This window comes from Cellulomonas citrea (genome assembly GCF_009829685.1).
GTDB lineage: Bacteria > Actinomycetota > Actinomycetes > Actinomycetales > Cellulomonadaceae > Cellulomonas > Cellulomonas citrea.
In genome coordinates, this window is sequence record NZ_VWSD01000011.1 from 1 (window position 1) to 17,808 (window position 17,808).

A 17,808-nucleotide genomic window follows, 5' to 3' on the forward strand; every position below is an offset into this window, starting at 1 on the left:
CGTGCTGCTGCCGGATGCGGAGGAGGCGGTGCGGCACACCGCCCCGCCGACCCGGCGCTCGGTGCGTGACACGCCCGGGTCCGCACCGCCGCCGCACCACGGTGCGGGGTCGGTGGCGGGGCTGCGGGCTGCGGCCGCCTCGGAGCGGACGACGGGTCCGGACCCGGCCTGACGAGGGCGTTCGTCGCCTCCGGAGGAGAGGCAGTATGCTCTGCGCTGAAACATGGGAGCGCTCCCATGGAGCATCCGACCTGAATCATCCGAAAGTCATCTCCCGAGCGCGGGACGGCATCGCGAGGCACCCTGGCCGCACAGCGGCGGTCAGCCGGATGCGCTGCCCCCGACGTTCGTCACGGCTGCTGAGAGGCGACGACATGCGGTACGGCCACTTCGACGACGACACGCGCGAGTACGTCATCACGACGCCTCACACGCCGTACCCGTGGATCAACTACCTGGGGTCCGAACGGTTCTTCTCGCTGCTGTCGCACCAGGCGGGCGGGTACTCGTTCTACCGCGACGCCAAGATGCGTCGGCTGACCCGGTACCGCTACAACAACATCCCGGCCGATGCCGGCGGCCGGTACCTGTACGTGCACGACGACGGCGACGTGTGGACCCCGTCCTGGCTGCCGGTGAAGGCCGACCTCGACCACTTCGAGACCAGGCACGGGCTCGGCTACTCCACCATCACCGGTGAGCGCGGCGGGGTGCGCGTGCGCACGCTGTTCTTCGTGCCGCTGGGCGAGGACGCCGAGGTGCAGAAGGTCACCGTGACGAACACGAGCGACCGGCCCAAGTCGCTCACGCTGTTCTCCTACGTCGAGTTCTGCCTGTGGAACGCCCAGGACGACCAGACCAACTACCAGCGCAACCTGTCCATCGGCGAGGTCGAGGTCGAGCAGGACGGCCCGCACGGGTCGGCGATCTACCACAAGACCGAGTACCGCGAACGGCGGGACCACTACGCCGTGTTCGGGGTCAACACCCGCGCCGACGGCTTCGACACCGACCGCGACACGTTCGTCGGTGCCTACAACTCGCTGGGTGAGGCCGCGGTGCCGCGGGCCGGCCGGTCGGCGGACTCCGTCGCCTCGGGCTGGTACCCGATCGCCTCGCACGGGGTGCGCGTCGACCTGGCGCCGGGGGAGAGCCGTGACCTGGTCTACGTGCTGGGCTACCTGGAGAACGCCGAGGCGGACAAGTGGGCCGACGACGCCCACCAGGTCGTGAACAAGTCCGGTGCGCACGCCCTGCTCGGCCGGTTCGCGACCACCGCCCAGACCGATGCGGCCTTCGAGGCGCTCCGTACGTACTGGACGAGCCTGCTGAGCACCTACTCGGTGACCAGCGGCGAGGCGAAGCTCGACCGGATGGTCAACGTCTGGAACCAGTACCAGTGCATGGTCACGTTCAACATGTCGCGCTCGGCCTCGTACTTCGAGACCGGGATCGGGCGCGGGATGGGCTTCCGCGACTCCAACCAGGACCTGCTCGGGTTCGTCCACCTGGTGCCCGAACGGGCCCGTGAGCGCATCGTCGACATCGCCTCGACCCAGCTCCCGGACGGGTCGGCCTACCACCAGTACCAGCCGCTGACCAAGCGCGGGAACGACGACATCGGCTCCGGTTTCAACGACGACCCGCTGTGGCTGATCGCCGGCGTCGCGGCCTACGTGCGGGAGACCGGGGACCTGTCGATCCTCGACGAGCCCGTGCCGTTCGACAACGCGCCGGGCAGCGAGGTGCCGCTGTTCGAGCACCTCACCCGCTCGTTCGAGTTCACCGTCACCCACCGCGGCCCGCACGACCTGCCGCTCATCGGTCGGGCCGACTGGAACGACTGCCTCAACCTCAACTGCTTCTCCACGACGCCGGGCGAGTCGTTCCAGACCACCCAGAACAAGGAGGGCGGGGCGGCCGAGTCGGTCTTCATCGCCGCCATGTTCGTCAAGTACGGGCAGGAGTACGCCGAGCTCGCGCTCCGCCACGGGCGCCCCGACCTCGCGGCCCGTGCGCGAGACCTGGTCGAGCAGATGCGCACCGCGGTGCTCGAGCACGGCTGGGACGGGCGGTGGTTCCTGCGCGCCTACGACTACTTCGGCAACCCGGTCGGCACCGATGCGCACGAGGAGGGCAAGATCTGGATCGAGCCCCAGGGCTTCGCCGTGATGGCGGGCATCGGGGTCGGTGCCGGACCTGACGACGTCGACGCCCCGGCCGTGCAGGCTCTGGACTCGGTCACCGAGCTGCTGGGGACCCCGCACGGGCTCGTGCTCCAGCACCCGGCCTACACCACCTACAAGGTCGAGCTGGGCGAGGTCTCCACCTACCCGCCGGGCTACAAGGAGAACGGCGGGATCTTCTGCCACAACAACCCGTGGGTGATCATCGGCGAGACCGTGCTCGGCCGCGGCGACCGGGCGTTCGACCTGTACAGGCGGATCGCCCCGGCCTACCGCGAGGAGATCAGCGACGTGCACCGGCTCGAGCCGTACGTGTACGCCCAGATGATCGCGGGCAAGGAGGCGGTCCGCGCCGGTGAGGCCAAGAACTCCTGGCTCACCGGGACGGCCGCGTGGAACTTCGTCGCGGTCTCCCAGCACCTGCTGGGTGTGCGGCCGGACTTCGACGGCCTCGTGGTCGACCCGCAGATCGGCCCGGACGTGCCCTCGTTCACGGTCCGCCGGGTGGCGCGCGGTGCCGTCTACGAGATCGAGGTGACCAACTCCGGCGCCCGCGGTGCCCGTGCACGGCTCGTGGTCGACGGCGTGCCGGTCGAGGGCAACCTCGTGCCGTACGCGCCGGCCGGCACGACGGTGCGGGTCCAGGCGACCCTCTGAGCGGTGGGCCTGGTGGGCCCGGCCGGTGCGCGCCGGGCCTACCAGGTCGCCGTCGACCCCGCGGTCGCCGGGCCGCCGGGCGCGGTGCGCAGCATGACGTCGGATCCGCCCTCGCGCCCGACGACGACGAAGCCGCGGCGCAGGTACATGCCGCGTGCTCGGTCGTTGCCGTCCTCGACGCTCAGGCTCACGGCGGGCAGGTCTCCCGTGAGACATGCGTCGAGCAGGCGCGTGCCGACGCCCCGACCGCGCCCGTGCGGCAGCACGGCCAGGGTCAGCTCGGGCACGTCGTCGGCGACGTAGCTGTACCCGGGCCGGGAGGCGGGCAGCAGCCGCAGCCACGCCCCGCCGAGCGGGCAACCCTCGTCGTCGACGGCCACCGTGCCGCGGTCGCCCGTGCGCGGCCACCCCTCGACGTAGCGGACGAGGTGGTCGTCGCCGAGCACCTGGGCGTGGTCGGCCGCGTCGCGGCCGGACCAGGCGACGGCGAGGGCCACGAGGTCGACGAGGAGGTCGGCGTCGTCCGGGCGGGCGGGTCGCAGGTGCACCGGACGACCTTCGCGTGCCCGGGCGCCCGCGTCCAGCGGGTGCGTCGGTGACCTCGGGACGTCGGTGCCCGGCGGTCCGCGGCGCCCGCGCCGAGGTCGTGGGCGTGGGAGCGCTCCCGTCCACTCTGTGGAGCGCTCCCAGACGCGAGCGGTGCAACGAGTGGTTCGACAAGGTCTCGCGCGGCAACGAAGACTAACGATTTGGTAACGCGTCGATGAATCGCAGCGCCCTGACCTGCGATGATGTGATGCGAAAACGTGATCGGACGCCCCCCGTCTTGACAGCGGTGCCGTGGCGGAGACATGGTTCCCACAGCGCATGGGAACGCTCTCGCAGCGACGTGAGAACGTGACCACGCGGGGCATCCGCCCTCGCCCACCGACATCGGTGGACGACCACGCAGCGACGGCAGGGTTGCCGTCCGAAACGACGAGGGAGTCATACGTGCGCAAGTCACGAAAGGTGTGGGCGGCGGCCGCCGGGCTGACCGGCATCGCCCTGGTGGCCACCGGGTGCTCGTCCGGCGGCGCATCGAGCAGCCAGACCAGCGGGGGCAAGGTCACCCTCAAGGTGCAGACCTTCAACGAGTTCGGCTACGCCGACCTCTTCACCGAGTACATGAAGGACCACCCCGAGGTCACGATCATCTCGGACAAGGCCGCGAAGTCCGACGACGCTCGCGCCTCGGTCAAGAACGCCATCGCGACCAACACCGTCACCGACGACATCGTCGCCGCTGACGTCGACTGGATGCCCGAGCTCCTGGCGTCCTCCTCGTTCTTCGCCGACGTCGCCTCCGACAGCAACAAGGGCCGCTGGCCCGACTGGAAGTCGGCGCAGGCGACCGACTCCAGCGGCAAGCTCATCGGCCTGGGCACCGACTCCGGTCCGCAGGGCGTCTGCTACCGCAAGGACCTGTTCGCCAAGGCCGGCCTGCCGACCGACCGTGCCGCGGTCGCTCAGCTGCTGGGGGGCTCGAGCGCCACGTGGGACCAGTACTTCGCCACCGGCCAGAAGTTCATGGCCGCCAACACCGGTGCCGCCTGGTTCGACTCGCTGGGCGCGCTCGCCCAGGTCGCGAACAACCAGCAGGCCGAGCCGTTCGAGTCCAAGTCCGACGACAAGATCACCGTCGCCGACTCGGGTTCCTCGGCCCAGAAGATCTTCACCATGCTGACCTCGCACACCGACCAGTCGGCGCACCTGGCCCAGTGGACCGACGACTGGACCAAGGCCTTCGCCGGCGACAAGTTCGCCACGGTCATGTGCCCGGCCTGGATGACGCAGATCATCTCCGGTGACGCCCCCGACCAGACCAACTGGGACATCGCCGACGTGCTGCCCGGTGGGGCCAGCAACTGGGGCGGGTCGTTCCTGCTCGTCCCGGCCGGTGGCGCGCACGCCACCGAGGCCAAGGCGCTCGCCGACTGGCTGACCGACCCGGCGCAGGCCGCCAAGGTCTTCGTCAAGTTCGGCAACTTCCCGAGCCAGGTCGCTGCGGTCAAGGACCAGTCCGTGACCTCCAAGACCGACAAGTACTTCAACAACGCGCCGACCGGGGAGATCTTCTCCAACCGGTTCTCCGCGGTGTCGAAGCAGCCGTACCGCGGCTCGCACTACTTCGACATCAACGACCAGTTCGGCAAGGCGCTCACCCGGGTCGACGTCGACAAGACCGACACCCCCGACGCCTCGTGGCAGAAGTTCCTCGACGCCGTCAAGCAGCTCAGCTGACATCGGCGTGACCAGCGGGGCCGGGACCTGGTGTCCCGGCCCCGCTGGGCGCCCGCGCACCCCCAGGTTCGTCCCGGACGAGGAGTCCTCCCCATGGTCACCACCACCGAGTTGCCGGCGCAGCCGCGCGACCAGCGGCCTGTGCGCCGCATCGGCATGCGTCAGCGGCTGGGCCGCTGGGACGTCAAGCTGTCGCCGTACCTGTTCATCTCGCCGTTCTTCATCCTGTTCGCCGTCACGGGGCTCTTCCCGCTGGCGTACACGGCCGTCGTCTCGATCCACAAGTGGAACCTGCTGACCGGCCAGGGCCCGCTCGTCGGCCTGCAGAACTACATCGACGTGCTGCACCAGCCCTTCTTCTGGAAGGCGATGCGCAACACCGTCAGCATCTTCGCGCTGTCGACGATCCCGCAGGTCATCCTCGCGCTCGTCATCGCGGCCGTGCTCAACGCGAACCTGCGCGCCCGGACCTTCTGGCGGATGGGCGTCCTCGTGCCCTACGTCGTCGCGCCGGTGGCCGTCGCGCTCATCTTCGGCCAGATCTTCTCCGACCAGTCGGGCATGGTGAACGCCATCCTGGCCAAGGTCGGCATCGACCCCATCGGCTGGCACTCCAACGTGCTGGCCAGCCACCTCGCGATCGCCACGATGGTCAACTACCGCTGGACCGGCTACACGACCCTCGTCATCCTGGCGGCGATGCAGGCCATCCCGTCCGACCTGTTCGAGGCCGCGATTATCGACGGCGCCTCACGGGTGCGGCAGTTCTTCTCGGTGACGATCCCGATGATCCGCCCGACGCTCATCTTCGTCATCATCACCTCGACCATCGGCGGCCTGCAGATCTTCGACGAGCCGACGATGTTCGACCAGCAGAACTCGGCGACGACGGCCGGCGGCGCCGACGGTCAGTTCGTCACGGTCACCATGTACCTCTACCAGCTGGGCTGGGGCAGCCAGAACAACCTGGGTCGCTCCGCTGCGGTCGCCTGGCTGCTGTTCCTCGTCATCCTGCTGATCTCGTTGGTGAACTTCTGGTTCACCCAGCGGATCGCGTCCGACTCCGGTGCCAAGCGCCGAGCACGGAAGGTCCGGTCATGAGCGCCCCGTCGATCCCCGTCATCGCCCAGTCCGCAGGCAAGGGTGCGGCCCGCGCCGCGGCCCGCCAGCGTGGTCACCACGGTTCCGGGGCGGACCGTCGGCCCGGCTGGGTGACGTACGCCGTCCTCACGGTGGTCCTCCTGATCGCGGTCTACCCGCTGTACTACGCCTTCCTCATCGCCTCCTCCACCAAGGAGGACGTGGCGCGCCACCCGATCCCGTCGCTGGTCCCGGGCTCGCACCTCATCGACAACATGATCTCCGTCGTCACGTCGGACATCGGGTTCTGGTCGGCGCTCCTCAACTCGGTCATCGTCTCGTCCGTGACGGCCGTGTCCGTCGTCATGTTCTCGACCCTCGCCGGCTTCTCCTTCGCCAAGCTCCGGTTCCGGGGACGTGGACCGCTGCTCGTGTTCGTCATCGCGACCACGGCCATCCCGACCCAGCTCGGTGTCGTGCCGCTGTTCCTCGTGATGAAGCAGCTGCACCTCATCGGCAAGCTCCCGGCCGTCATCATCCCCGCGCTGGTCACTGCCTTCGGGGTGTTCTGGATGACCCAGTACCTGGAGGGGGCGCTGCCCTACGAGCTCATCGAAGCCGCCCGGGTCGACGGGGCGAACATGTTCCGCACGTTCTGGTCGATCGCACTGCCGGCCGCCCGGCCCGCCGCCACCATGCTCGGGCTCTTCGCGTTCGTGGCGAACTGGACCAACTACTTCTGGCCGCTCGTCGTGCTGGGGGCCGTCCCGGGCAAGACCACGCTGCCGGTCGCGCTCAAGATGCTCCAGGCGCACTACTACGCCGACTACTCCCAGGTCATGGCCGGCGTGTTCGTCTCCGTCCTGCCGCTGCTCATCCTGTTCTTCGTCGCGGGGCGCCAGCTGGTCTCCGGCATCATGCAGGGTGCGGTCAAGGGCTGAGTGCGCATGGCGTGGCAGCGGTGAGGGGCGCGAGCGTCGACCCCGTCCGGCTGGTGGCGGCACCGCCCACGCTCGAGGAGGTGGCCGCGCGCGCCGGGGTGTCCCGATCGACGGCGTCGCGGGCGATCAACGGCGGTGCTCGGGTCTCGCCGAGTGCGCTGGCGGCGGTGCGGGCCGCCGTCGGTGCACTCGGCTACTCGCCCAACCGTGCGGCGCGTTCCCTGGTCACCCGTCGGACGGACTCGATCGCACTGGTCGTGCCGGAGCCCGACGAGCTGGCTCTGTCGGACCCGTTCGTGCTGGCGATCCTGCAGGGTCTGTCGAGCTCGCTGGCGGACTCCGACGTCCAGGTGGTGCTGGTGATCGCGCGACCGGGCCAGTCCGAGCGCACGGTCAGGTTCCTCGCCGGCGGTCACGTGGACGGTGCGGTGGTCGTCTCGCACCACCGCGGTGGTGATCTCGACCCGGCGCTGGCCGACCTGCCCGTGCCGCTCGTCTTCGTCGGACGTCCGTACGCGGCGGTCGGCGAGGCGCGCGCGTCGGGGGCGCACTACGTCGACACCGACAACGTCGCAGGTGCCCTGCTCGCCACCCGCCACCTCCTCGAGCGGGGCCGGCGACGCCTCGGGTCGATCGCCGGCCCGGCGGACATGTCGGCGGGGATCGACCGGCTCGAGGGGTTCCGCCGGGCGCTGGCCGAGGCGGGGCTGCCTGCCGACGCCGTCGTGCACTCGGACTACACGCTGGCCGGCGGTCGTGCCGCCGCGCACCGCCTGCTCGACGAGTACCCGGACCTGGACGGCATCGTCGCGGCGTCGGACCTGGTCGCGGTGGGCGCGATGGGTGCGCTGTCCGCGCGGGGCAAGCAGGTGCCCGGCGACGTGGCCGTCGTCGGGTACGACGACCTCGGTGTGGCCGAGTCGGCCAACCCGGCGCTCACCACGGTGGTGCAGCCGGCTGTCTCGATGGCCGCAGCCGCAGGGCAGCGGCTGCTCGAGCTGCTCGCCGGGGGAGGGACCTCGGAGCCGGAGATCTTCGAGGCCCGGCTCGTGGTGCGCGCCTCGACCTGAGCCGCGCCGCAGGACCTGCCGGGAGCGGTCAGGCCTCGACGATGAGCTGGTGCAGGGTCGTGGTGCGCTGCGTGATCTCCTGGATCCCGTCGGCGACCTGGTTCGTCTTGCTGGTCGCCTGCGACGCGTCGTTCGACATCACCGTGATCGAGCGGGCCAGGTCCGTGGCGACGGCCGACTGCTCCTCGATCGCGGCCGCGACCGAGGTCTGGGCGTCCAGGACGGTGGTGACCAGGTGCTCGATGTCGGCGAGCGTGGCCGCCCCTGCCGCCGCTGCGCTCTGGATGGCCTCGATCCGGGCCTCGATGTCCGTGATCGAGGCGGCGGTCGCACCGGCCAGCTGCTTGACCTCGTCGGCGACCACCGCGAAACCCTTGCCCGCCGACCCGGCCCGGGCGGCCTCGATGGTGGCGTTGAGCGCGAGCATCTTGGTCTGCTCGGCGACCCCCGTGATGAGCCGCAGGAAGTCGCCGATCTCGGTGCTCGCGTGCTGCAGGTCGGCCAGCCTGGCCACACCGGTCTCGGTGGCCGTGACCGCCGCACGCACCTGACCGGTCGCCTCGTTCGACGACCGGGCGATCTCGGCGATCGCGGCGCGCAGCTCCTCGGTCGCGCCGGCAGCGGAGTCGGCCTCCGCCGACGTGTGGCCGGAGATCTCGACCACCTCGCGCGAGATGCCGGAGATCTGCTCCGTCGCGGCGGCCACGGCGCGCACCGCGGCATCGGCCGAGGCGTTGCGCGCGCTCACGTTGTCCCAGACCACGACGTACCCCAGCCGCGTGCCCTGGCCGTCGGTGACCTGGTTGATGAGGGTGCGCAGCGTGACGCCGCCGAACGAGAACACCGCGTCGCGGGGGAGGGCTGACGGGTCGGACAGGATCTGCTCGATCCGTGCCTTGTCCTTGTGGAACCGGTGGATCGAGCCGCCGACCATCTGCCCGACGTCCAGCCCGAACGCCTCCCGGACCGCCGGGGCGAGCCCGACCATGGTCGCCTGGGCCGCCCGGTTGGTCCACACGAGGGTGAGGTCCAGGTCGGCGACGAAGCAGTTGGCGTGCAGGCTGTCGAGCACCGCGACCAACGGGTGCGAGCTGTCGGCCAGCAGGTCCCGGAGGGCCTCGTCGGAGCGTCCTGAGCGGCCATGCGTGCGCGTCTTCGGCGTCATTGCCATCGTCCCCCTCGGTCGCCGGTCCCGACGGGTGCCGCGGACCGCTCCTGCGAGCCATCGGACCACCTGGGGCCGCGCCGTCCGGCTCGACACGCTGACCCGGTCGATCTCGCTGCGCAGCGACTGCCCCGAGCGTGCAGGTCATCGCGCGGACCCGCTACTACGCTGGCTGCTCGCAGGTCGTCGCCTGGGGTGCCCGGACTCGTCCTGCACCTGCTGGCCCCGTTCGTCGTCGCGGGCCGTCGGCGGGCTCCCGGCACCGGGCCGGGTGGGGTGACGGGACGACGACCGCAGGCTGAGAGAGGTCCGACGATGCGAGGCAATGGTGCGGTCGCCCCCGCCACGTCAGGCGGTGCGCCGACTCTCGAGCAGGTGGCCGAGCTCGCCGGTGTCTCCCGGTCGACGGCGTCGCGTGCGATCAACGGTGGCGAACGGGTCTCCGAGGCGGCGATGGCGTCGGTCAAGGCGGCGGTCGCGTCGCTCGGGTACACCCCGAACCGCGCCGCACGGTCACTGGTCACCCGGCGGACCGACTCCATCGCCCTCGTGGTGCCGGAGCCCGACGAGTTCGCACTGTCCGACCCCTTCGTCATCGGGATCCTGTCCGGGCTGTCGAGCTCGTTGGCGGACTCCGACGTGCAGGTCGTGCTCGTGATCGCCCGTCCCGGTCAGGCCGAGCGCACCGCGCGGTTCCTGCGGGGAGGGCACGTCGACGGCGCGATCGTGGTCTCGCACCACCTCGGCGGTGACATGGACCCGGCGCTGGGCGACCTGGCGCTGCCGCACGTGTTCGTCGGCCGCCCGTTGCTGGCGACCGGTCCCGGCCACACGGTGCCGCAGTACGTCGACACCGACAACGAGGGCGGCGGTGTGCTCGCCACCCGGCACCTCATCGAGCGCGGTCGTCGGCGGATCGCCACGATCGCGGGGCCGGAGGACATGTCGGCAGGCATCGACCGGCTCACCGGCTGGCGCAAGGAGCTCGAGGCCGCAGGACTGGCCACCGACGCCGTCGTGCACGGCGACTTCACCCTGGCGGGCGGTCGCGCGGCCGCCCATCGGCTGCTCGACGAGTACCCGGACCTCGACGGCATCGTCGCGGCCTCCGACCTCATGGCCGTGGGGGCGCTGGCCGCGTTGGCCGCGCGGGGCAAGGTCGTGCCGCGGGACGTGGCGGTCGTCGGCTACGACAACCTCGGCGTCGCGGCCACGGCCCAGCCGCCGCTGACGACCGTGGTGCAGCCGGTGGTGGCGATGGCGGCTGCGGCCGGTGAACGGCTGCTCGACCTGCTGGCCGGCGGTGCGCCGCGCGAGCCCAGGGTGTTCCCGGCCGAGCTCGTGGTGCGGGCCTCGAGCTGAACCGGGCGGCCGGCGGGGCCGCCCCGACCGTCGTCGACAGGCCGCTGGCCGGCCGGGTGCGCCGATCAGCGGCGAGCCGCGGTGCCCCGGAGCACGACGTCGCGGACCAGGTCCAGGGTGGTCACGCCGTCCTCGGCCATGAAGTGACCGGCGCCGGGGACCACGTGCAGCTCGGCCCCGAGCCGGTCGGCGAGTGCGTCGGTGCTGGCCGCGGGCACGTACGGGTCGCCGTCGGAGCGCAGCACGACGCGGCTGCGGGTGCGCGCCCGCACGGTGGAGGTGTCGACGTCGTCGGCGAGGTACCCGTCGAGCTCGGGCAGCGCGGCGAGCCGACCGGTGAACCCGGCGACCAGCACGAGCCCGCCCAGCTCCCAGGGCTCGGCCAGCGCGGCGAGGGCGCGCACCGTGCTGATGCAGCCCAGCGAGTGCGCGACGACCCAGGTCCCGGTGTCGGGGGAGCCGAGCGCCGCGGAGATGGCTGCGCACCACTCGTCGGCCACGGGGGCGTGCGGGGACGGGAGCCGGACCGCGGCGGACGCGACGCCGACCTCGCCGAGGCTGGTCCGCAGCCAGCGGAACCAGTGGGCGTCGGGGTGCGAGTCGTAGCCGTGGACGATGAGCACCCGACGGGCCGGCTGCGGACCAGGGCCAGGTGCTGCGGTGCTCACCGGGCGAGGGTAGGACCGTCGCACCGGTCGCCGGTCGGGCAGGTCGGTCCGCGAGAAGGCGTGTCCGGCGGCGCCCTCCCGGGTGTGCGGGGGCGGCGGACGCGCGTCCGTCAGGCCGGCGTCGGGGCCGGGCGCAGGGCGACCTCGATGAGCGTGGCGGCGGCGTCCCGGGCCTGGTGGGCGGCGTCGGGCCGCCCGGCGATGGCCGCCGTCGTCTGGGCACCCTCGGCCAGGATCGCGAGCTGGGGAGCCAGGTTCGCGGGGGCGCCCGCGTCGTGCACGAGGGCCGCGACGTAGTCCTGGAAGGACGACTTCTGGTCCCGGACGGTGGTGGCGACCCTGGGGGAGAGCGCCCCGAGCTCGCCGAAGGAGTTGATGAACGCGCAGCCGCGGAAGTCCTCCTCGACGAACCAGCCGGCGAGGAAGTCGAACACGGCGAGCAGCTTGTCCCGGGGGTCGCCGACTGCAGCCGTGGCGGCGAGGATCCCCGCGTTCCACCGCTGGGTGCGGTGCTGCAGCACGGCGACGACGAGGTCGTCCTTGGACGGGAAGAGGGCATAGATGCGCTTGAGCGAGACGCCTGCGGCCGCGCGGACGGCATCCATGCCGACCGCCTGCACGCCCCGGCCGTAGAACAGCCGGTCGGCCGCGGTGACGATCTGTTCACGCGCCGTGTCGTCGTCGATCATCCTGCTCCTGTTGCGTTGAGAACCAACGTTCTCTACTGTAGTCCACGCAACGGAGAACGATCGTTCTCCCACGGAGGCAAGGGGTGCGACATGGCCGTCATCACGGTGGGCACGGACAACAGCACGGACATCGAGCTCTACTACGAGGACCACGGCACGGGGCAGCCCGTCGTGCTCATCCACGGCTACCCGCTCGACGGCGCCTCGTGGGAGCGGCAGTCGCGTGAGCTCATCGCGGCCGGGTACCGGGTCATCACCTACGACCGGCGCGGGTTCGGCCGGTCGAGCAAGGTCGGCACCGGCTACGACTACGACACCTTCGCCGCGGACCTCAACACCGTGCTCGAGACGCTCGACCTGCGTGACGTGATCCTCGTCGGGTTCTCGATGGGCACCGGTGAACTCGCCCGGTACGTCGCGCGCCACGGGCACGACAGGGTCGCCAAGCTGGCCTTCCTCGCCTCGCTCGAGCCGTTCCTGCTGCAGACGGACGACAACCCGACCGGGGTGCCGCAGGCGGTGTTCGACGGCATCCTCGCCGCCGCCAAGGGGGACCGCTACGCCTGGTTCGGGCAGTTCTACCAGGACTTCTACAACCTGGCGGAGAACCTCGGCAGCCGGATCAGCCAGCAGGTCGTGGACGCCAGCTGGACGACGGCCATCGGTTCGGCACCGGTCGCGGCGTACGCCGTGGTGCCCACGTGGATCGAGGACTTCCGGGCCGACGTGGCCGCGGTGCGGGCAGCCGGCAAGCCGACGCTCATCCTGCATGGCACGGCGGACAACATCCTGCCGATCGACGCCACCGGGCGCCCCTTCCACGCGGCGTTCCCGGAGGCGACCTACGTCGAGGTCGAGGGGGCTCCGCACGGTCTGCTGTGGACCCACGCGGCCGAGGTGAACGAGGCGCTGCTGGCGTTCGTCGCGAAGTAGCCGGTCCGCGGCGTCGGTCCACCCTGGGGTGGGCCGACGCCGCACGGTCCTTGCAGAACCCGAACACGGACCGAACCGTCCGTCGACGTGGGACGCGCACGGTGGGCATGCACCGCAGGTCCTGGTGCCCCCACCGACGAACGGATCACGTCATGACCATTCCTCGACCACGTCGAACCGCAACGGCAGCCCTCGCGGTGCTCACCGGTGCGGCCCTGCTCGTCGGTGCTGCAGGTGCGAGCTGGGCCGCACCCGCCCCCGCGCAGGACCCCTCGCCCTCGGCCACGACACCGTCCGGCGGCCCGACGGTCCTCGTGCAGGACGGCACCGTCACGGTCACGCTCGACACGGCCCAGGTCCAGCAGATGTGCGCCGCGGTGCCCGAGGCACAGCAGCGGATCGCCGCGCTCGTAGCCCGGATCCAGGCCGGGAGCGACGTGCCGGGTTCGGCTGCGTCCGTCAGCGCACGTGCGGCGGCAGCCCGCGCGGACGGTCAGGAGAACGCGGCCGCGCGGCTCGACCTGCGCGCCCAGCTGCGCCTGAGCAGGGTCGATGAGCTGCAGCAGGTCTCGGCGCGGCTCACCCGGGCGCAGGACACGGTGTGCACCCCGCTCGCGGCGCAGCTGGGCAGCGGATCGTGAGCGGCTCGTCGCGCCTCGCTCGTCGCGCAGGTGCCGGCGCGCTGCTCGTGCTCGTCGTGAGCCTGGCGGTGGCCGGCTGCGGCGGGCGGCAGTCCTCGCACACCTCGCCCGGCGGCGGCGAAGCATCGGTCAGCCCGGCCCCGATCGAGGTCGAGCCGACCGCATCCGGGCCTGGCGGGGCCTCGTCCCCGAGCATCGTCGTGCAGCAGGATGACCTCGACGAGCTGTCGGCGGCGCTCGACGACGAGAAGGCACTGGAGACCGAGGTGAACGACGAGATGGCTGCGGACTCCCCGTGACGGATGGTCGGGGCCTGGTCGTGGTGGTCGAGGACGACCCAGCGGTGACCAGCCTCCTGCGCCTCTACCTCACCCGGGACGGGTTCGGTGTCGAGACGTACGGCGACGGGAGCACGGCCCTGCACGCCATCGCGGCGCACCGTCCCGTGGCCGTCGTCCTCGACATCGGGTTGCCGGGCACGGACGGCATCGAGGTGTGCCGGCGGCTGCGGGCCGCCGGCGACCGTACCCCGGTGCTCTTCGTCACCGCTCGCGACGACGAGGTGGACAGGGTCCTGGGGCTCGAGCTCGGGGCGGACGACTACGTGACGAAGCCGTTCAGCCCGCGCGAGCTCGTCGCCCGCGTGCACGCGGTGCTGCGCCGCGCCCGGCCCGAGGTCGAGCCGGCGACCCGCACGCTGGGCGCGGTCACGGTCGACGTCGAACGACGTCGGGTCTGGAACGCCGGGGCCGAGGTCGCGCTCACGGCGACCGAGTTCGAGCTGCTGGCGCATCTGCTGCGTCAGCCCGGCCGGGTGTGGCGACGCGAGGAGCTGCTCGGCGCCGTGTGGGGCTACAGCGCCGCTGGGGGCAGTCGCACGGTCGACGTCCACGTCTCCCAGCTGCGTTCGAAGCTCGGGCGGACCTGCCCGATCCGGACGGTCCGCGGCGTCGGGTACGCGGCCGACGAGCGCGGTGACCTGCCGTGACCGCCCGCCGCGCGCCCGACGGTGCCGCGATGCCCCGTGGTCGGGTGTCCATCAGCGCACGGGTCACGCTCCTGACCGTCGGGGTGGCCCTGGTCGCGGCGGTGCTGGCGAGCGTCGCGACCGCCCGCGTCCTGGCCGCGGCTCAGGGCGTCGACGTCCGCAGCGTGCTGGGGACGATCCATACCGAACGGGTGGGAGCCGATGGCACCTTGCTCGAGGAGGTCCAGGTCGCGGCCAGGCGGCCGCTGGTGCTGCGTTCGGTGCTGACATCGGCCGGTGTGGGCCTGGCTGTCGGGCTTGCGGCCGGTGCGTCGATGTCCGTCCTGCTGGGACGTCCGCTGCGTCGGACAGCGGAGGTGGCCCGCGCGATGGGGGCCGGGCGCCGTGACCTGCGGGTGGCCGTCGAGGGGCCGCCCGAGGTGGCGGACGTCGCCGTGAGCCTCAACGACCTGGCCGACGCGCTGGAGCGCAGCGAGTCCCGGCAGCGCGCGTTCCTGCTCTCGGTCTCCCACGAGCTGCGAACGCCGCTCACGGCGGTGCAGGGGTTCGCCGAGTCGATCGCCGACGGCGTGGTCACCGGCGCCGACGCGGCCGATGCGGCCCGCGTCGTCGTGGCCGAGTCGCACCGGCTCGAACGTCTGGTGCACGACCTTCTCGACCTTGCCCGGCTGGGCGCGGTCGACTTCCGGCTGGACGTGGCGGACGTGGACCTGGGTCGCCTGGTCGAGGAGGCCGCGACGGTGTGGCGTCCCCGGGCCGGCGGCGTGCGCTTCCGGTGTGAGCCCCCGGCTGCTGCGATCGTGGTGCGGACCGATGCGGCCCGGGTGCGACAGGTGATCGACGGTCTGGTGCAGAACGCGCTGCGGGTGACGCCGCCGGGGGAGGTCGTCGTGCTGGCGGCACGGGGGCCGGTGGCGGACGACCCGGCGGGCACCGCGGTCGTGCTGCAGGTCCGGGACGGCGGGCCTGGTCTCACCCACGACGACCAGGCCGTGGCGTTCGTGCCCGGGGCGCTCGGTGAGCGGTACCGGAACGACCGGCCCGGCGGGGTGGGGATCGGGCTGTCGTTGGTGCACGGTCTGGTGCAGCGCCTCAACGGCGTCGTGGACGTGGGGGTGGCTCCTGAGGGAGGTGCCTGCTTCACCGTCCGGCTGCGCGACGTGCCGACGTCCTAGCTGTGGGTGAGGGCGTCGAACGCGGCGCGGGCGTCGGCCTGCGTCGCCTCCCGGGCGCGCTCGGCGAGCTCGAGGCGGCGCAGGCCGCGCCGGTGCGCCGTGTCGAAGGCGACGGCGGCGATCGCGAGCACGGTGACGAGCCCGGCGAGCACCTGGGCGGCGACCAGCAGACCGGCCTGGGTGACGAGCACACCCGCCGCGACGACGGGGACGGAGATGCCCGCGTAGGCGACGAGGAACAGGGCCGAGGTGACCTGGGCCCGGCGCCCGGCGGGTGAGACCTCGGCGACCAGGGCGAGCGAGGCGGAGAACGCGAGCCCGACGCCGGCACCGCCGACGAGGGCGGCGAGGCCGTACAGCGGCAGGGACGTGGCCGCGAGCGAGGCCACGAGCAGCCCGACGCCCACCGGCAGGGCGACCAGCCCGGTGACGAGCGAGCGCCGCAGGCCGAGCCGAGGACGCGCGAGCTGGCCGAGCACACCGGCCCCGAACAGCACGGCCACGAGCGCGCCGACGCTCTGGTGGCTCGTGTCGTGCAACCCCTGGGACAAGAAGGTGCTGGTCAGCGCGGTGAACAGGCCGAACAGCGCGAAGGCGGCGAAGGCGGCTGCGGCCGCTGCGGCGAAGGCGGACCCGGCGCCGTCGGGCAGCGCCAGGCGCTGCACCTGCACGACGGGTCCGCGCTCGCCGCGCGGGTGACCGGCGGTCTCGGGTGCCCGGGCGACGAGCAGCGCCGGCACCAGCAGGGCCAGGTGCACGAGGTAGGGGAGCGTGGTGGGGTGCGCGACGTGCTGGGCGAGCACACCGGCCAGCAGGGCGCCGAGCCCGAGGCCGCCCATGTTGGCCACCGTGGCGAGGGTGACGGCCTGACGCGGGTCGTCCGCGAGCTCGGACAGGTAGGCGGTCGCCGCCCCGGTGACCACGCCGACGGACAGTCCGGACAGGGCGCGGCCCGCCAGCAGCAGAGGGACGGAGTCGGCGAGCAGGAACACGACGGAGCTGGCCGCGGCGACGGCGACACCGGCCAGCAGCACCCGGCGCCGGCCCAGCGCGTCGGAGGCGCCGCCGAGCAGCAGCAGCGCCGCCATGGTGCCGACCGCGTAGGCGGCGAAGACGACGGTGATCCCGGTCGCGGTGAGCCCGAGCTGCGCGGCGTAGAAGGGGTAGATCGGGGTGGGCAGCGTGCCGCCCAGCATGACGACGGTGAACAGGTGCATGACCACCAGCAGCGCTCGACGACGGGACACGGCGACCTCCGAGACCGGTATTAATGAACTGAACGTTCAGTATTGTTGCGCTACTCTCATCCCGTGTCCAGCCCTCAGCGACCGCACCCCGCCGCCCCCGCCCCGGCCGCACGTCGCGGACGGCCGCGCTCGGCCCGCGCCGAGCAGGCCGTCATGGCCGCGGCCCAGGGGCTGCTCGCCGAGCGCGGGCTCGCGGGTCTGACGATGGACGCGGTCGCCGAGCGCGCCGGGGTGGGCAAGGCGACCGTCTACAAGTGGTGGAGCTCGAAGGGTGTGCTCGCCCTCGACGCGCTGCTGCGCCAGGTCGACGACGAGGTCCGGGTGCCCGACACCGGCGACCTCGCCGCGGACCTCACCGAGCACATCCAGCGGCTCGTGGTCTTCCTGCGCGACACCGTCGGCGGGCGCACGGTCGCCGAGCTCATCGGCCAGGGGCAGCAGGACCCGGCCACGGCCGCCGCCGTGCGCGACGCGTGGATCGCACCCCGCCGGCGCGGCGCATCGCTGCGGATCGACGCCGCTCTCGCGCGTGGCGAGCTGCGGCCCGGTCTGGACGGCGACCTCGTGCTCGACCTGCTCTACGGTCCGGTCTACTACCGGCTGCTCATCGGCCACGGCGAGCTGTCCGACGACCTGCCCGCCGCGCTCGTGGACGCGGCGCTGCGGGGGGTGGCTCCGCGGGGTGCTGGGGGCAGCCGAGACGGCCTGCGGTGACCTGGGCCG

At 72.2% G+C, this 17,808-nt stretch carries 17 protein-coding genes; 12 read left to right on the forward strand and 5 right to left on the reverse strand.

The genetic code is table 11. From position 1 onward, the window contains the following. Nucleotides 1–374 precede the first annotated feature (374 nt). Nucleotides 375–2,843 carry a glycoside hydrolase family 94 protein gene (locus F2B26_RS02670; RefSeq protein WP_159806141.1) on the forward strand — a complete coding sequence of 823 codons (2,469 nt, stop codon included), beginning with the start codon at nucleotides 375–377 and terminating at the stop codon, nucleotides 2,841–2,843. 38 nt (nucleotides 2,844–2,881) lie between these two features. On the opposite strand, the gene F2B26_RS17370 is transcribed toward F2B26_RS02670, so the two are convergent. Then, entirely contained in the window at nucleotides 2,882–3,391 is a 510-nt protein-coding gene (locus F2B26_RS17370; RefSeq protein WP_235929459.1) for a GNAT family N-acetyltransferase, read from the reverse strand. A 445-nt stretch (nucleotides 3,392–3,836) separates the two neighbouring features. On the opposite strand from F2B26_RS17370, the gene F2B26_RS02680 reads away from it, so the two are divergent. From F2B26_RS02680 to F2B26_RS02695, 4 genes are all read left to right on the forward strand, one after another. Further along, the gene (locus F2B26_RS02680; RefSeq protein WP_235929460.1) at nucleotides 3,837–5,126 is read left to right on the forward strand and encodes an ABC transporter substrate-binding protein; all 1,290 of its coding nucleotides are present in this window, start codon (nucleotides 3,837–3,839) and stop codon (nucleotides 5,124–5,126) included. Nucleotides 5,127–5,219: 93 nt separating this feature from the next. Next, complete coding sequence (locus F2B26_RS02685; protein ID WP_159806147.1) at nucleotides 5,220–6,227, forward strand: carbohydrate ABC transporter permease; 1,008 nt, start codon at nucleotides 5,220–5,222, stop codon at nucleotides 6,225–6,227. After that, nucleotides 6,224–7,147: a carbohydrate ABC transporter permease gene (locus F2B26_RS02690; protein ID WP_159806149.1), complete on the forward strand. Its 924-nt coding sequence runs from the start codon at nucleotides 6,224–6,226 to the stop codon at nucleotides 7,145–7,147. The genes F2B26_RS02685 and F2B26_RS02690 overlap by 4 nt, the downstream gene beginning before the upstream one ends. A 20-nt stretch (nucleotides 7,148–7,167) precedes the next feature. Further along, nucleotides 7,168–8,217, forward strand: a complete 1,050-nt coding sequence (locus tag F2B26_RS02695; RefSeq protein WP_235929461.1) for a LacI family DNA-binding transcriptional regulator — start codon at nucleotides 7,168–7,170, stop codon at nucleotides 8,215–8,217. Between the two features lie 28 nt (nucleotides 8,218–8,245). Here the strand turns inward: F2B26_RS02695 and F2B26_RS02700 are convergent, their stop codons facing one another. Beyond that, a complete protein-coding gene (locus F2B26_RS02700) occupies nucleotides 8,246–9,382 on the reverse strand; it encodes a methyl-accepting chemotaxis protein (RefSeq protein ID WP_210766840.1) in 1,137 nt (378 codons plus the stop codon). A 315-nt stretch (nucleotides 9,383–9,697) separates the two neighbouring features. Here F2B26_RS02700 and F2B26_RS02705 point away from each other — a divergent pair, with 315 nt between their 5' ends. After that, on the forward strand, nucleotides 9,698–10,744 hold the full coding sequence (locus F2B26_RS02705) for a LacI family DNA-binding transcriptional regulator (RefSeq protein ID WP_159806152.1): 1,047 nt from the start codon (nucleotides 9,698–9,700) through the stop codon (nucleotides 10,742–10,744). 65 nt (nucleotides 10,745–10,809) lie between these two features. Here F2B26_RS02705 and F2B26_RS02710 read toward each other — a convergent pair whose 3' ends face one another. Both F2B26_RS02710 and F2B26_RS02715 read right to left on the reverse strand, forming a co-directional pair. Continuing rightward, nucleotides 10,810–11,412, reverse strand: a complete 603-nt coding sequence (locus F2B26_RS02710) for an RBBP9/YdeN family alpha/beta hydrolase (RefSeq protein ID WP_201292578.1) — start codon at nucleotides 11,410–11,412, stop codon at nucleotides 10,810–10,812. A 110-nt stretch (nucleotides 11,413–11,522) separates the two neighbouring features. Further along, nucleotides 11,523–12,101, reverse strand: a complete 579-nt coding sequence (locus F2B26_RS02715; RefSeq protein ID WP_159806154.1) for a TetR/AcrR family transcriptional regulator — start codon at nucleotides 12,099–12,101, stop codon at nucleotides 11,523–11,525. A 90-nt stretch (nucleotides 12,102–12,191) separates the two neighbouring features. On the opposite strand from F2B26_RS02715, the gene F2B26_RS02720 reads away from it, so the two are divergent. The 5 genes from F2B26_RS02720 (at nucleotide 12,192) to F2B26_RS02740 (ending at nucleotide 15,838) form a co-directional block, all read left to right on the forward strand. Continuing rightward, a complete protein-coding gene (locus tag F2B26_RS02720; RefSeq protein WP_159806156.1) occupies nucleotides 12,192–13,034 on the forward strand; it encodes an alpha/beta fold hydrolase in 843 nt (280 codons plus the stop codon). A gap of 152 nt (nucleotides 13,035–13,186) precedes the next feature. Next, nucleotides 13,187–13,675 carry a hypothetical protein gene (locus tag F2B26_RS02725; RefSeq protein WP_159806158.1) on the forward strand — a complete coding sequence of 163 codons (489 nt, stop codon included), beginning with the start codon at nucleotides 13,187–13,189 and terminating at the stop codon, nucleotides 13,673–13,675. Beyond that, the gene (locus F2B26_RS02730; protein ID WP_159806160.1) at nucleotides 13,672–13,974 is read left to right on the forward strand and encodes a hypothetical protein; all 303 of its coding nucleotides are present in this window, start codon (nucleotides 13,672–13,674) and stop codon (nucleotides 13,972–13,974) included. The genes F2B26_RS02725 and F2B26_RS02730 overlap by 4 nt, the downstream gene beginning before the upstream one ends. Further along, the gene (locus F2B26_RS02735; protein ID WP_159806162.1) at nucleotides 13,971–14,663 is read left to right on the forward strand and encodes a response regulator transcription factor; all 693 of its coding nucleotides are present in this window, start codon (nucleotides 13,971–13,973) and stop codon (nucleotides 14,661–14,663) included. Before F2B26_RS02730 ends, F2B26_RS02735 begins: the two co-directional genes overlap by 4 nt. 29 nt (nucleotides 14,664–14,692) lie before the next feature. Further along, complete coding sequence (locus F2B26_RS02740; protein ID WP_201292579.1) at nucleotides 14,693–15,838, forward strand: HAMP domain-containing sensor histidine kinase; 1,146 nt, start codon at nucleotides 14,693–14,695, stop codon at nucleotides 15,836–15,838. Here the strand turns inward: F2B26_RS02740 and F2B26_RS02745 are convergent. Continuing rightward, nucleotides 15,835–17,085, reverse strand: coding sequence for an MFS transporter (locus F2B26_RS02745; RefSeq protein ID WP_159806164.1), 1,251 nt, complete (start codon nucleotides 17,083–17,085; stop codon nucleotides 15,835–15,837). The genes F2B26_RS02740 and F2B26_RS02745 overlap by 4 nt on opposite strands. Before the next feature lie 63 nt (nucleotides 17,086–17,148). Between F2B26_RS02745 and F2B26_RS02750 the strand changes: the two genes are divergently transcribed. Continuing rightward, nucleotides 17,149–17,799 carry a TetR/AcrR family transcriptional regulator gene (locus F2B26_RS02750; RefSeq protein ID WP_159806166.1) on the forward strand — a complete coding sequence of 217 codons (651 nt, stop codon included), beginning with the start codon at nucleotides 17,149–17,151 and terminating at the stop codon, nucleotides 17,797–17,799. Nucleotides 17,800–17,808 lie beyond the last annotated feature (9 nt).

Excerpts from the sequence above, each read along its gene's own strand:
- F2B26_RS02670 (WP_159806141.1), top strand. The coding sequence starts at position 375 with ATGCGGTACGGCCACTTCGACGACGACACGCGCGAGTACGTCATCACG.
- F2B26_RS02685 (WP_159806147.1), top strand. The coding sequence starts at position 5,220 with ATGGTCACCACCACCGAGTTGCCGGCGCAGCCGCGCGACCAGCGGCCT.
- F2B26_RS02690 (WP_159806149.1), top strand. The coding sequence starts at position 6,224 with ATGAGCGCCCCGTCGATCCCCGTCATCGCCCAGTCCGCAGGCAAGGGT.
- F2B26_RS02700 (WP_210766840.1), bottom strand. The coding sequence starts at position 9,382 with ATGACGCCGAAGACGCGCACGCATGGCCGCTCAGGACGCTCCGACGAG.
- F2B26_RS02705 (WP_159806152.1), top strand. The coding sequence starts at position 9,698 with ATGCGAGGCAATGGTGCGGTCGCCCCCGCCACGTCAGGCGGTGCGCCG.
- F2B26_RS02715 (WP_159806154.1), bottom strand. The coding sequence starts at position 12,101 with ATGATCGACGACGACACGGCGCGTGAACAGATCGTCACCGCGGCCGAC.
- F2B26_RS02720 (WP_159806156.1), top strand. The coding sequence starts at position 12,192 with ATGGCCGTCATCACGGTGGGCACGGACAACAGCACGGACATCGAGCTC.
- F2B26_RS02725 (WP_159806158.1), top strand. The coding sequence starts at position 13,187 with ATGACCATTCCTCGACCACGTCGAACCGCAACGGCAGCCCTCGCGGTG.
- F2B26_RS02740 (WP_201292579.1), top strand. The coding sequence starts at position 14,693 with ATGCCCCGTGGTCGGGTGTCCATCAGCGCACGGGTCACGCTCCTGACC.